Origin of the sequence: Natronorubrum thiooxidans (assembly GCF_900156475.1) — an archaeon.
GTDB classification, from domain to species: domain Archaea; phylum Halobacteriota; class Halobacteria; order Halobacteriales; family Natrialbaceae; genus Natronorubrum; species Natronorubrum thiooxidans.
Genome location: NZ_FTNR01000007.1, coordinates 188,740 through 201,952, shown reverse-complemented (window position 1 = coordinate 201,952; position 13,213 = coordinate 188,740). Strand labels below are relative to the sequence as shown.

General features: G+C 56.6%; 12 protein-coding genes. 5 read left to right on the top strand and 7 right to left on the bottom strand.

The window, feature by feature from the left end:
* Positions 1 to 403: 403 nt before the first annotated feature.
* Positions 404 to 931, top strand: a complete 528-nt coding sequence (locus tag BW940_RS11615; RefSeq protein WP_076609369.1) for a DUF7344 domain-containing protein — start codon at positions 404 to 406, stop codon at positions 929 to 931.
* A gap of 384 nt (positions 932 to 1,315) precedes the next feature.
* On the opposite strand, the gene BW940_RS11610 is transcribed toward BW940_RS11615, so the two are convergent.
* The 3 genes from BW940_RS11610 to BW940_RS11600 all read right to left on the bottom strand — a co-directional run bounded on the left by BW940_RS11610 (position 1,316) and on the right by BW940_RS11600 (position 3,400).
* Positions 1,316 to 2,302 (bottom strand): DUF1616 domain-containing protein, encoded by a 987-nt coding sequence (locus BW940_RS11610; RefSeq protein WP_076609368.1) that lies wholly within the window; start codon positions 2,300 to 2,302, stop codon positions 1,316 to 1,318.
* Between the two features lie 256 nt (positions 2,303 to 2,558).
* The gene (locus BW940_RS11605) at positions 2,559 to 2,834 is read right to left on the bottom strand and encodes a PadR family transcriptional regulator (protein ID WP_076609367.1); all 276 of its coding nucleotides are present in this window, start codon (positions 2,832 to 2,834) and stop codon (positions 2,559 to 2,561) included.
* Positions 2,835 to 3,067: 233 nt separating this feature from the next.
* Positions 3,068 to 3,400 carry a winged helix-turn-helix domain-containing protein gene (locus tag BW940_RS11600; protein WP_143823891.1) on the bottom strand — a complete coding sequence of 111 codons (333 nt, stop codon included), beginning with the start codon at positions 3,398 to 3,400 and terminating at the stop codon, positions 3,068 to 3,070.
* 592 nt (positions 3,401 to 3,992) lie between these two features.
* Here BW940_RS11600 and BW940_RS21815 point away from each other — a divergent pair.
* On the top strand, positions 3,993 to 4,157 hold the full coding sequence (locus BW940_RS21815) for a DUF7563 family protein (RefSeq protein WP_173834883.1): 165 nt from the start codon (positions 3,993 to 3,995) through the stop codon (positions 4,155 to 4,157).
* Between the two features lie 326 nt (positions 4,158 to 4,483).
* Positions 4,484 to 4,987 (top strand): DUF7344 domain-containing protein, encoded by a 504-nt coding sequence (locus tag BW940_RS11595; protein WP_076609365.1) that lies wholly within the window; start codon positions 4,484 to 4,486, stop codon positions 4,985 to 4,987.
* A gap of 174 nt (positions 4,988 to 5,161) precedes the next feature.
* On the opposite strand, the gene BW940_RS11590 is transcribed toward BW940_RS11595, so the two are convergent.
* From BW940_RS11590 to BW940_RS11575, 4 genes are all read right to left on the bottom strand, one after another.
* Entirely contained in the window at positions 5,162 to 6,715 is a 1,554-nt protein-coding gene (locus tag BW940_RS11590; RefSeq protein WP_235847798.1) for a DUF7282 domain-containing protein, read from the bottom strand.
* A 195-nt stretch (positions 6,716 to 6,910) separates the two neighbouring features.
* On the bottom strand, positions 6,911 to 7,318 hold the full coding sequence (locus BW940_RS11585; protein WP_235847799.1) for a helix-turn-helix transcriptional regulator: 408 nt from the start codon (positions 7,316 to 7,318) through the stop codon (positions 6,911 to 6,913).
* Positions 7,319 to 7,894: 576 nt separating this feature from the next.
* Positions 7,895 to 8,248 carry a hypothetical protein gene (locus tag BW940_RS11580; RefSeq protein ID WP_076609362.1) on the bottom strand — a complete coding sequence of 118 codons (354 nt, stop codon included), beginning with the start codon at positions 8,246 to 8,248 and terminating at the stop codon, positions 7,895 to 7,897.
* A gap of 156 nt (positions 8,249 to 8,404) precedes the next feature.
* Positions 8,405 to 9,370, bottom strand: coding sequence for an NAD-dependent epimerase/dehydratase family protein (locus BW940_RS11575; RefSeq protein WP_076609361.1), 966 nt, complete (start codon positions 9,368 to 9,370; stop codon positions 8,405 to 8,407).
* A gap of 184 nt (positions 9,371 to 9,554) precedes the next feature.
* On the opposite strand from BW940_RS11575, the gene allB reads away from it, so the two are divergent.
* Positions 9,555 to 10,928, top strand: a complete 1,374-nt coding sequence (gene allB, locus BW940_RS11570; protein ID WP_076609360.1) for an allantoinase AllB — start codon at positions 9,555 to 9,557, stop codon at positions 10,926 to 10,928.
* 306 nt (positions 10,929 to 11,234) lie between these two features.
* Positions 11,235 to 12,917 (top strand): hypothetical protein, encoded by a 1,683-nt coding sequence (locus BW940_RS11565; RefSeq protein WP_076609359.1) that lies wholly within the window; start codon positions 11,235 to 11,237, stop codon positions 12,915 to 12,917.
* The last annotated feature ends 296 nt before the right edge of the window (positions 12,918 to 13,213 follow it).

Here is a 13,213-nt window from a genome sequence, read left to right as displayed (position 1 = left end):
GGACGTCACTCGAGTCTCTGACAGGTCTTCGAAATCGTATGTATCCTTTAGACATCATTGATGCACGATACCCGTGTGGGCAATCATGCAGACACAACCGGTAACACGGCTTTGTTATCCCTGTCCTGACGGCGCTGTAGTCGCGAACTACGCCGGTGTCGGCACGAGGCGAGTGAAACAGCCGTAAAACCGTGTTTTACCCCTGTGTTCGGATGGTCTCGATAGTTATTCACGGAGAAATATTGGATTGGGCGTCAGTCATGAACGCTAACTGGTACAATCCCCTTTCGATCGGGTAGCCGAGTGATAGTAAAGTGTCACAGTCTGGCATTCGATGACGTGAGCTATCCGACCACACCCAGAACCCGGAAACGGGTGCCAATTCGGGACCGCGAGGACAGCGATGTCTGAACACGAACTGACACAGGCCGAACTGTTCGACGTATTCAGCAACGCTCGGCGACGACGGACGGTTCAGTATCTCAAACGACAGGGGAGAAGTTGTACGCTTTCCCCACTCGTCGAACAGGTCGCCGCCTGGGAGAACGACACCGACCCGGAGGAGGTAACACGCACACAGCGTCGGCGGGTGTATATTTCGCTGTATCAGACCCATCTCCCGATGCTCGAGGAACACGGCATCGTCGACTGGGACCCCGACGATCATACGATCGAACTCCTTCCCGGCGACGAAATCTTCGAACCGTACCTCGATCATCGACTCGAGGACGACCGTCCATGGCACCGACTCTATCTGTCGGTCACGTCAGTTGGCATGATCGCCCTCGTGTTATCGTGGCTTTCGGTCGGACCCTTGACGGCGGCCGTCGCACCAGTGATCGCGCTGGCGCTGTGTCTTCTCGTCCTGGCCGTCTCGGTCGCACAGCACGTTTCACGGCGGCCAAGGTTCGCCGCCAGCATTTCCTTCTGAGTCGCTCATGTCTCGAGCCGTCACTGTTGGTATGACCCGCCAATCGGAAGCAGTACACCCGATCTCGATGTTGTCTCTCAGCCGATCGTTCTCTACCGCGACTCGCTACTGACGACTCGAACCGTTCAAGCGAGGTGGACTGTGAGCAGCGCCAATCGTAACAACTGAATCGAGAGAGATACCCACGCCGAGCCGTCGCGAGCTGTGTGCGCAGTGACAATTAGTAACTACGGAGACGTCGACAGCAGTGTTCGCCTCGAGCCGGCTACGGATGATCGCAGACGAGAACAACGATGTATTCGAATCGGCAGCGTCGATTTTCGATGACAGCTCCCGGTCAAGAGTAGCGAGCGACGCGATAGCCGTGTTACGGAGGCCGAACCGCTATTCTTCGATCGTTACCCAAAAGTAGGTGTCCTCAGCCGCGTTTTCATTCGTCGGCTCGGCTGGTGGCTCACCGTGGAACAGCAACACGCTGATTCGGACGGTCTCTCCCTCCTCGGCCGTCGGTGCGACACTTCTCTCGCTGGTTTCCGTCGTCTCATCGGCGAGTGTCGTCTCGAGTTCCCCGAGTTGGGTTCGTTCAACGACATCACCGTCCTCGAGGAGTTGTTCCTGGATGACGACCGTATACTCGGTCTCCTCACCTTCCTGGTTCTCGACAGAGACGGTTACCGGAACCGATTCACCAGGTTCGATCTCGGATTCGATCTCGCCGGCAACCAGGTCGCCGTCCTCGTTTTCACCGTACAGTGCCAACTCGGAGAACCCACCCGCCGACATCGGGGCGAGAAACCCGATAAGGAGCGCCCCTGTCGCCAGCCCGATCGCAAGGACGAGTACGAGTGACGATGCCGTCATGACGGCGGTATCGTCCCTTCGAAGGCGCGCGATTAGCGCAACCGGGGAGAACATAAACCGATCCGATTTGGGCGTTCTCAGTCGGCGAACAACACCGATTTGGGCCAACGCAACGGTGATGAGGGCGAGTGCTGCGGCGGTCGAGACAGTGTTGAATCCCCACTCGGTAAACGGCAATGCGATCGCGACTATGGGCACGATCGTCAACGAGAGCGCAAACGACAATCCAAGCCGTTCGGGGAGATCAATCCCACGGGGCCGTGTTTCGACCGGCGTCGATGTCGCTTCCTGTGTGCCCCGTTCGGTTGCCGGAAACAGCACGGAGATGAGTGCGTATCCGGGTAAAAAGAGCGCAAGCGGAACAGTTACCAGCAGCCGCAACTCGCTTCCGTCCGGAAAAGACGTAACGATCCCATAGGCCAGCAGTGCCCCGACTGACACGGCTGCGAGATCCGCCGGATACTCCCGGATGGCCCCAAACCGTGTCAGGGTACTCGTTCCATGACTCATCGCTTGGATACCAGGCGCTGCTGGTCAGTCGTCGGCCTCCCGAACGGCGACACGAATATCATTCTCGAATCATTACTTCCGTATGTCGTCTATTGCTTTGTTATGACTGTATTACCACCGTATAGGCTCGAATATGCAGTGATAGTTATCAATATATCTCAAGTATATTTTATTTTGAATGCCGATCGTCTCGCGATCAATGCAATGATGCGACTGCTCCCGTTTCGATCGGAGCACTGCTCACCTGGCTCTCTCCCTAGAAATCGACGTACTGTTGTTCCCATTCTCGGCGCTCGTCGATCCGATTTCGACCAGCATCCGTGATCGCATAGTAGTTCGTTCGCCGATCGAGCTGTCCTTTTTCGACCAGTTCCTTATTGACAAGCGTATCGAGATTCGGATACAGTCGCCCGTGGTTGATTTCCGAACTATAGTACTTTTCGACCTCGTCTTTGACAGTCTGTCCTGACGGTTGATCAGCACCTGCGATCACGTACAGGAGGTCGCGTTGGAAGCCGGTCAGATCGTGCATTGCTCAATCACAGTGACCATTCCAGTGAGTAGATATTTGTTATCCGTACCATACAACACCGTCAGAACTGCTTTCAAAACATATTCCACGAACTAAATCGATTATTCCCACGACCATCTCCAAGCGAGGTACGTTAATAGTCGTGACAATATCTAAATCGTGTACCCGTTGTCTACAGACTGGTCCTCACCGTGCCAGCAGCCCGTTACCGCCGATGAGACCATTGATATCGCTTACTCGTCGCTCCGCGATACCGAGACGTCGATCCCCTCCGAACCGATCCGAACCTGTAGCATCTCGATCGTCGCCTCGTAGGCCGTCGTATGTGATCCATCGTCGTCGAACCGGACACACTCCGCCAACAGATCGCTCTCGAGAAGGTTATTGATTCGTCGGTACACCGTTGCCGACGAACTATCCGTTCGGTTCGTGAGTTCCTTTGCCGTCTTTGGCCCGTCGCTCGTGGCGACGAGAATCGTTCGCGCACATTCGTCCCCGAGCACGTCGAGTTGCGCGGACGGCTCAGGCGTTGATTCCGATCGCGTGTTACTCGCTTGCATGAGAATCGTTGCTCGTTTGCGGTAGTGGATCGCGATTCGCTCTCGGACGAGAGGGACCGGTACGGCTCAACTCGGGAAACGACCTCACCCTATTGCGGGCACCACCAGTATGTTCCAGCACAACGATCGGTAAGCGATAGTGGTATTTTATAACGATGTACCTTATCCAGCGAAATAAGATCGTTCTTCGACGAAACTCCATATTTCTATCGGGAAATGACTGCTTTCGAGAGAGGCCTCCCCGGTCAATATCGTATTTGGAACTCAAATACAGGCCAATACAGCTAAATTCGACACAGTATCAGCAGTGTCGAATCCCACTCAATTGGAGGTTCAGCGCGTCTATCCCGAACTATCGACCGGAAACTACGTATTTCGCGCTTCCCAGCCCCTCTCTCTGAGTAAACAGTCTACGTCCTTTATTCGCGTTTGCCCCCCTCGGTAGGACGATGCACGGATGGCTGTGGCAGTGCTGACGGCGACTGCAACCCGATCTCGGCACGTTCCCAGCGACGACCCACACTACAAGACGTCCGCCACAGCTCGTCCGCGTACCACCCCCACAATCATGAAGTCTACACAACAAGACTGGAAACCCATGGAATCGTCGACAGCAGGTGCCCGCTGTCGAAACTGCGGTACACACGTCACCCAACAGTTCGCCCGCGTCTTCGGCGACAACGGCGATGTCGTCCATGGCTGCCCGGCCTGTACGACCTATCGCGAAATGCAGTCCGGCAATCATCTGCCGGGCAAGCGATAATATCGATAACGCATTATTTCCGGGATCGCTGCGGATGGTTACATTGCTCCGGTGAACAATCGACAGTGTAGAACAGTCAGCGCCAACAGTCCCGCCTGTTGGATAGTATTACAGCCTGCTCGTTCGGCCACAACAGACTCGAGCCGGCCAGCTCGGACAGGTGATCGTATTCCGGCCCTACTCGAATTCCCGCAGTCTCGCTTGCAGTAGCAGCCTCTCAAGCAAGGGTTAGTCTGCAAAAGTTAAAGTTAGTGGTCTACGAAGCGCTATTATGCATGGTAGCTGGTGGTGGACGCCCCGTCAATAACTCTCGTTGTTCCTGATCGATGTCTGTCCAAACCAATCGGACCGAGTCACTTGCTGAAAGTGAAGTGTTTCACATCCTCGGTAACGACAGACGGCGAGCTATCGTTCAGTTGCTTGCAGACGAGGCCGGTCAGGTCGACGTCTCGGATATCGCCTCCGAAATCGCCGCCACCGAATCCGACACTACCCCTGTTCCGAACAACCTCTACAAGAGTGTCTACGTCTCCCTGCAACAGACCCATCTCCCACAGCTGCAAGAAGACGCCGTGATCGAGTATGATTCCGATGCAAAGACGATCCAACCGGGGCCGCACTTCGTCGACGTCTTACAGTATATCGACGGCCACCAGGGGCAACAATCGTCCGTCCTCAAACTCCACCTGGCGCTCTGTGTACTTGGCCTCGCAGTGATCGCCCTCACCGGACTGGGCGTCCCCCTGCTATCGGACATCGATCCCGTCCTCTCGAGTGTACTCGTGTTACTGGCCGTTGCCGCGAGCAGTCTCTATCGACTGCTGGGCTGAACACCGTACGCCACGGGTGCCGTACGAATTCTCAGCCGAGGGAGCTATTATGGCCCACCGGCCGTGTCCCAGTCCGTCTAACCGACGGTCGTTTCACTCGTAACAGACAGTCGTGTACTGCTCGAGTCCTCAAAAAACAGATGTCCAGTGGACTGATTTCGGCGGTCCGAGTCGCTACCGCGTGCCAACAGCGCCAATCACTGGCTCAGCGTCTCCGGAGTCAACGGACTCATCCGTGTCGTCAGTTGCTCCTGTGTCTTCAGTGTCTTCGGACTCCGTATCGACTGGCTGCTCGTCGGAGTCTTCGGACTCCGCGTCGGTCTGGTGGTCATCCATGAACTCCTCGAGGACTTCGTCGAGGTTTTCGACGAACACGTAGATACTGACGTCTTCGATGACGATTTCGCCGTCTTCGCCGACCATATCGGTCAGTTCACCGTTCGACTCCGTTTCAGAGTCTTCCTCGGCGTGTTCGTCGTCAGTGGAGTCTTCCTCGGCGTGTTCGTCGTCAGTGGAGTCTTCCTCGGCGTGTTCGTCGTCAGTGGAGTCATCCACAGCGGGGTCGTCGGCATCTTCATCGAGCTCGTCTTCCATTCCCACTTCATGCGGATCATCGACCGGGACGATCGTTAGCTCGTTAATGACGATATTGAGTTCGACGTTCTCGAGCGTGACGGTATCGTCTTCGGTCACGTCGTCGCTTTCGTCGACGCCGGTATCGTCTTCGGTCACATCGTCGCTGTCGTCGACACCGGTATCATTTTCGGTCACGTCGTCGCTGTCGTCGACACCGGTATCGCTATCGGTGTCGTCTTCAGCACCGTCATCAGTCGTATCGACCCCAGTATCGGCACCCTCATCCACCGGCATATCATCCGAGAGGTCACCGATGTATACGTAGACGGTCATCCGTTCGATGACGACATCGATCACGTCGTCCTCGGCAGCAGTGTCCTCTTCAGCTGGCACGTCCTCGTCAGCCGGCATGTCCTCGTCCTCTTCAGCCGGCATGTCCTCGTCCTCTTCAGCCGGCATGTCCTCTTCAGCCGGCATGTCCTCGTCAGCCGGCATGTCCTCGTCCTCTTCAGCTGGCACGTCCTCGTCAGCCGGCACGTCTTCGTCAGCCGGCACGTCTTCGTCAGCCGGCACGTCTTCGTCAGCCGGCACGTCTTCGTCAGCGTCACCGACAGTGACGACAGCATCGTCAGTCACTGGTTCGTCGTCAGCCGTCAGGTACGGACCGTCAACCTCTCCGTCGGTCTCGACAAAGTCGTTCTCTTCGTTGTTGTTCGTATCGCGATGTGGCATCGCGATTAGCGTCTCGTCCTCCTCGAGCGGCTCATCGAGCGTCACTTCGACGTTCTCGTGTGTGCCTGGCTCGAGATACTCGGAGCTCCCGATGACGCTCTCGATTACGTCCCCGACGAGCAGGCTGCTGTCGTGGATCGCAACGAACCCACCGCTCGCCATGGTGACTTCGTCGACGACGACCGTCTCGCCATCAGTTGTCTGATCGGAGAACGTCACGTGCGCGTCCTGTCCTTCATCAGGAGCTGTTTCAGCGGGTGAGTCCTCGTCTTCATCGGCCGATACGTCGTCCGGTTCGTCATCCGGAGCTGTCGCTTCGTCGGATGCGTCGTACTCACCATCGTCAGCAGTCGTGTCCTCGTCGACGGCCGGAGCCGGTGTCGCACCGGCGACCATCGCCCCGCTCGAGCACACGAGCATTAACGCGGTAAGTACCACAAGTAGCTGATTGCGTGCAGTCATGTCTATGCCCTAAAGGCAATGGCTACTCGCGAGTTTACCAGATAAACAGACACAACGCTTCCGGCGTCTAATCAAATCCTACGTCATCTGGCGCTGTTTTGGGCGATCTTTATGGTTCAGAAAGCAATGATTGCTGATACGTTTGCATCACCATCATTCGCTTTTCGGCTGTTCGGGCGTGCGTGAGGCCGTCGGTTCGTGTCCCGGCAAACAGACCAAGTTTTCTCGTCCGAGACGAAATTTCGTGATCTGCCCCTCGTCCTCGAGTTCAGCAAGTAGCCGGCTGACTTTGGCTTTCGACCAGTCGACCGAGTCGACGATCTTCGACTGTTTCATCCGGCCACCGTTTTCACGAACGAGTTGCTTGACTTTCTCGCGGTCGGTCAGGAACTCCTCGGGTCGTGGTTTCGGATCGGCCACGAGTGCGTTGTGACTGGCGAATCGGTTGCGAGCTATGAGAACACCGCTGAGAAGCGCAAGTGCCAGAATGCCAACGAGGGCGGCGAGATGCGGACCCCATTCGATCTGAAGCGGATAGACGTGACTGGATCTGACGACCATCGCAGCGCTCTCGCCCACGGAACCGATGCCACCGCTCGCTGTACCGGCAGAAACGAGTATCGTAGCGGACGTTCGAATAGCGATATTCATGTGGGCTCGGTGGGACTACGTTCGCTCACACTGCTCTGTATCGTCGACATCACTCGTGAAAATGTTTTTTATCAATCATTTATTCGTATTCTTCTGCATTTCATCGTAATTGATGGGTCACGGAGCTTGATTTTGAGTTCGATTCGTTGGCGTTGTTCAGTGAGGTGCTACAGGGGTGTCGGTACTGCAACACGTGAGATCGGTTGGTGTCGCTCTTGCACACTGGTCGCCATCATGCCGTGGTCGCGGCTGGCCGACTGCCTTGACACCAATGATGGCTCAGTGTGACTTCGAAACGGCGTACTTTAGATGGATGAATAAACTCAGTTGGACGTTCGTGATGGCTAGCGCGGATTCTTTCCGATTTATTCGGTAAACAAACATTTCGATGACTATCTCTGCATCCAACGTCGCCTGCACAGAATCAGTTCAGAGACTTCGTACAGTCACTTCGATGACAACTCACAATCCGATCGCGTGGCGGTCCTAAACGCCTGGAACACCGATGGCATCAAATCCAGTGGCCCCGACGAGTGCAAGGACATAGAGGACGACCAGGACACCAAGCCATGCAACGATCGTAATCGCAGCGGCGTCGACCCAGCCACCAGGATATCGTGCGTTGATTACCGCAAGATAAGCGATGAACACGAGCAGAGGTCCGAGCAGTGGGATCCAGCCGAGGAAGAACCCAACGATACTCCAGACGATCGCCCCCAACAGCGCCGTGACGATCGCGTACGTGTAGTTTTCGGCGTCGACAATGACTTTGGCACCAGTATAAATGCCGACAGCACCGATTAGCAGGCTAACGACGAAGACGATGAGGTTATCGATCATGTACCGCGTTGAGGCCGTGGCTACCGTTAGTTATCTTTCACCTACACTCACAGAAACAACTGTCACTAGTCCTGTCGTAGTGGGTTTCGAGACCGTTGGAGGGCCTCGAACCAACACTATCAGATAGCAGTCAGAGAACCGAACCGAGACACGGTCCTACGTTGATTCGACGGAGTCAGCAGTCCCACGTTTCGGTGCCAGTCGCGTCCCCTCGACGAGCGAGCGGATCCCACACTCGAGACTTACCTGTGGCTCGAACCCAAGGGTTCGCTTCGCTCTGGAGATGTCCGCACCACTGTGTCTGATGTCTCCCGGGCGGGACGCCCGATGAACGATCGATGAAGACGAATCGGTTGCCTCTCGAATGAGTTCGGCTAACTCCCTGATCGACGTTCTGGTTCCCGTCCCGATGTTGTACGCTTTACCGACATTATCAGTTGTCGCAGCCTGCAGGTTCGCCCGAACGATATCACTCACGTGGACGAAATCACGTGTCTGCTCGCCGTCACCCTCGACCGTAATCGGCTCGCCCGCCCGCGCCTGCTCGAGAAACGTCGAGATGACACCACTGTAAGGGCCCTGCTGACGTGGACCGTAAGCGTTGAAATACCGCAAGGCAACTGTCGGCAGATCGTAGAGGTCCTCGTACAGTCGGGTGTACTGATCGAGTGCGAGTTTCTGGATTCCGTAGGGCGACGTTGGATCAGTCTGCGCCGTCTCCGGAACCGGCAGGTCGGACGGATGGCCGTAGATCGCTGCACTCGAGGCGACGACGACCCGTGCATCCTCCTGGCGGGCCTGCTCTAAGACGAGCAGGCTCGCATCGAGATTCGTTTCGTTGCTGCCACGCGGCGCGTCGACGCTTCGGGAAACACTGACGACTGCAGCATGGTGGAAAATAATGTCTACACCTCGGGCGGCCTGTTGGAGTGCGATCGGATCGCGGATGTCTCCCTCGACAATGGTCACGTCGTCGGGGAGGTGTGAACGGTCACCCGACGAGAAGTTATCGAGTACCCGAACCTCGTTGTGTGGCGTCAGGGCGTCCACGAGATGACTGCCGATAAAGCCCGCACCACCAGTCACGAGCACGGTTTCGTCGCGAATCGCTTGCGAGTCCATTTACTCGAGTCACCACCTCAACGCCGTTTAGTATAGCACTCGTACCGCGGGAATACCGCGTTCCTAGCTCGAGTATGAACGGGCTACTGCCGCGAGTCTGGCGATAGAACTGGCGCGATGAGGCCGACTGCCGTGCTATCGGACAACAGAAGGTATTATGCACGACGGTTGGCAACTCCCGGCAATGACCGTCGACCTCGTCGTCCACAACTGCACCGTCGTTACCCCCGCCGGGCGAACCCCCGATTCGGGTATCGCCGTCGAGGATGGAACCATCGTGGCCGTCGGGAAAAGCGACCGACTGCCCGATGCAGACCGTCTCCTCGATGGTGAGGGGAACGTCTTAGTCCCCGGAATTGTCGACTGCCACATCCACAACCGCGAGCCCGGACTCGAGTACAAAGAAGATTGGGAGTCGGCCACGCGTGCGGCCGCCGCCGGCGGCGTGACGACCGTCGTCGGGATGCCGAACACCGACCCGGTAATTGACCGCCCGGAGCACCTCGAGTTGAAGTTCGACCGTGGCGAGGCGTCGGCACACGTCGATTTCCAAAGTTACGTCGTCGTCACGTCCGAAAACCTCGAGCTGATTCCGGATCTTGACGAGGCCGGCGCGCTGGGCTACAAGATCTTCCTCGGCTCGACGGTCGGGGACGTGCCGCCACCGAACGACGGCGAAATCCTCGAGGCGATGGAGCAAATCCGCGAGACGGGCAAACGACTCGGCTTCCACGAGGAAAACGGCGAGATCATCGACCACTACACCGAGCAGTTCAAAACGGCTGGGAAGAACGACCCGATCGATCACTCCCACTCGCGGCCCGTCATCGCCGAGCAAGAAGCCGTCGAGCGGATGCTCACCTTCGCCGAGGAAACCGGCGTCAAGGTTCACATGTTCCACGTCTCCTCGGGCTCGGCCGCCGAAGCCGTCGCCCGCGGGAAAGACCGGGGTATCGACGTCACCGCCGAGACCTGCCCGCACTACCTGTGGTTCACTGAGGAGGTCATGCGCGAAAAAGGCAATCCGGCGCGGATTCAGCCCCCGATCCGGGACGCCGAGGAGCAGGCAAAACTCTGGGACGTCGGCATCGACGAGGGCGCGATCGACAGCATCGCGACCGACCACGCACCCCACACCCCCGAAGAAAAGAAAGTCGACGACCCCTTCGGGAATACCTGGGACGCGATCTCGGGCTTCGTCGGCCTCGAGACCGAAGTCCCAGCGCTGCTGACCTTCGTCGATCAGGGTCGACTCACGCTCGAGGAGTGGGTCCGTCGCCACTCGACCCGGCCCGCCCAAATCTGGGGACTGTACCCCAAGAAGGGATCGCTGCAGGTCGGCACCGACGCCGACGTCGCGATTGTCGATCCCGACCTCGAGTGGACGCTCGAGGACAGCGACGAGCTTCACTCGAAAAACTGCGTGACGCCGTTCGTCGGCGAATCGTTCACCGGAAAGGCGGTGTCCACCGTCGTCCGTGGCGAGGTAGTGTACGAAGATGGTGACGTGGTCGGCGAGTCGGGGTACGGGACTCGGGTCGACGTAGACGACGTATAACTGAGCTGATTGATTTTCAATCACTGTCTTCAGTGGCGATGGCGAGCAGCGACGGCACTCGAGCGGTCGCGTTCGACATCGGTAGCCCGTCATTGACACGCGCGAGGACAGTCAGGAAATCCGTAACGAGTTGACTACCGTTTGTCGAGTTCCTCGAGGCTCCGTCTAGCGGTCTGCATGGCTGTGTATATATACACCCCTCCATCCGGTTGCTTCTGGTATCTCACTCGGAGCGAGCGTCCGGCGGCTCGCTACGCGGCGATCCCGTATCACGGCAGCTCGACTCCGACGTGGGGGATGATAACCATGACAGACGAAACAAGTTCAGTCTCGAGGCGAAACGTGCTCGCAGGACTCGGAACCATCGGTGTCGGTGGGGCACTCGTAGGCGCAGGCACAGGTGCGTTCTTCAGTGATAAGGAGACGTTCAAAGATAACAGGCTCGTTGCAGGCGCACTCGACCTCAAAGTCGACTGGCAAGAACACTACAGCGACTGGAGCAAAGACGAGCTCGAGGGACTCGAATACGATCCGGTGATGGAAGAGCCTGAAAACTCGGAGAAGTACGTCGGCTTCCCCACGCAGGCTGAAGAGTATCTCCTCTGGGTTCACGAGAAGGACGTCGCCCAGTTCATGAATAACACGGCTATCGAGGCGTTCCCGGATATTCTCGAGGAAGGAGATAAGTATGATGCGATACAGGCAGATTTCGATGATGATCGGGCTTGTGAACTCCTCGCATCAGTTGAAGATTATGAGCGTAAGGAATATTCAGCTCTGACTTCTCCACTGCGAACGCAGGGAACGTTCGGCGGCGACCCGGATGAGAACGGTTCGAATATTGATTATCCGAACCCGCAGATGACCGAGCCTGGCGATCCGCTGATCGACATCGAAGACGTCAAACCGGGAGATTTCGGTGAACTAACGCTTAGTTTCCACCTGTGTGACAATCCCGGCTACGTGTGGCTGACCGGAGAACTCTTAGACGCCTCGGAGAACGGACTAACTGAGCCCGAAGCCGAGGATCCCGACGAGCAAGACGGCGTTGTTGAACTCCTTGACGAAATCCTGGTCCAGTTCTGGATGGACAACTATGAGGGAGAGTGGAGAGAGAATATAGATGCTGAACGTGGAGACAATATCTATCAGGATCAAGAGAAACTGCTCTTCCCCGAACCACTCACGCTACGGGAAGCACTCACGCTTCTGGAGACAGAAGACGACGGAATCGGTATTCCACTTAATCCAGGTAATAACAACGAAAATAACGGTTCGACCCTTACGCCAGGAACCTGTGACACGAGTGGTTACGACGATAGGAGCACTAGCCTGGAAGACTTCCCCGGTGATACACCACAGGATCGGAGGAAACAAACAAACCCGTTCTGTACGGATTACGGTCTAACTGAAGCGATCAAAATCGAAGCCGACTTCGACCCCAATAACCCTGAGGCACCTCTTCTTCCCGAACCGGGGAACTGTGCAACATATACGACGGCATACGGTGATATCTCAGTATGTCTCGATGAGGATGGGAACGTCACGAGTTGGGAAACCGATGCTTCGCCTGACGGTTCGTTTGCGGGTGACGAGGATGGATTCTGTGTGGACAAAGTTCTCGTTAAGGGCGGGACTCCCTCTGAAGGGAGTGCAAACGTCTATCACTATGACGACCCCGGCAGCAGTGGCGATAACCGACCAGAAGAGGATCCGCTAACAACTCCCACAGAACAGGATATCAGTAACGTGAGTTTCTGTATCTCCCTTGAACCGTCCAATGGCAACGGCGATCGTGAGTGCTTCGTGAACTCCACGACCCAGTACGTCGGCTTCTCGTGGTGGCTGCCGGTCAATCACGCCAATGAGATCCAGACTGACTCCGTGTCGTTCGACATCGGCTTTTACACCGAGCAGTGCCGCCACAACGACGGCACCGGGATGCGAAAGAGTCCGAAAGGGGTCGAAGGGCATAAAACCAACGAGTAACCGTCACAACCTCGTTGCGGGGCCGAACTTGCGCCTCTCCAGCTCACACCGATAAGGATGTGACAAACGAACCGCTCTGGCGCGAGTCTCGAGACAACGACCACGATTATTCTTTTATTGTTCGTGTGTACGTCAGGTAATCCGTTCTTCGAAGAGCGCACAGCAACGGAGCGAGAATACACACCAACACACAAGTACGGTGTGGATACACAGTTTTCTCGAGGATCACACACTTCGCAGGCGATGCGACACAGTGGGAGCGGCTCGAATACACGACCGTGATCGGAATATCGGAC

Excerpts from the sequence above, each read along its gene's own strand:
- BW940_RS11585 (WP_235847799.1), bottom strand. The coding sequence starts at position 7,318 with ATGGTCGTCAGATCCAGTCACGTCTATCCGCTTCAGATCGAATGGGGT.
- BW940_RS11605 (WP_076609367.1), bottom strand. The coding sequence starts at position 2,834 with ATGCACGATCTGACCGGCTTCCAACGCGACCTCCTGTACGTGATCGCA.
- BW940_RS11615 (WP_076609369.1), top strand. The coding sequence starts at position 404 with ATGTCTGAACACGAACTGACACAGGCCGAACTGTTCGACGTATTCAGC.
- BW940_RS11610 (WP_076609368.1), bottom strand. The coding sequence starts at position 2,302 with ATGAGTCATGGAACGAGTACCCTGACACGGTTTGGGGCCATCCGGGAG.
- BW940_RS11565 (WP_076609359.1), top strand. The coding sequence starts at position 11,235 with ATGACAGACGAAACAAGTTCAGTCTCGAGGCGAAACGTGCTCGCAGGA.
- BW940_RS11575 (WP_076609361.1), bottom strand. The coding sequence starts at position 9,370 with ATGGACTCGCAAGCGATTCGCGACGAAACCGTGCTCGTGACTGGTGGT.
- BW940_RS11595 (WP_076609365.1), top strand. The coding sequence starts at position 4,484 with ATGTCTGTCCAAACCAATCGGACCGAGTCACTTGCTGAAAGTGAAGTG.
- allB (WP_076609360.1), top strand. The coding sequence starts at position 9,555 with ATGACCGTCGACCTCGTCGTCCACAACTGCACCGTCGTTACCCCCGCC.
- BW940_RS11590 (WP_235847798.1), bottom strand. The coding sequence starts at position 6,715 with ATGCTCGTGTGCTCGAGCGGGGCGATGGTCGCCGGTGCGACACCGGCT.
- BW940_RS11580 (WP_076609362.1), bottom strand. The coding sequence starts at position 8,248 with ATGATCGATAACCTCATCGTCTTCGTCGTTAGCCTGCTAATCGGTGCT.
- BW940_RS21815 (WP_173834883.1), top strand. The coding sequence starts at position 3,993 with ATGGAATCGTCGACAGCAGGTGCCCGCTGTCGAAACTGCGGTACACAC.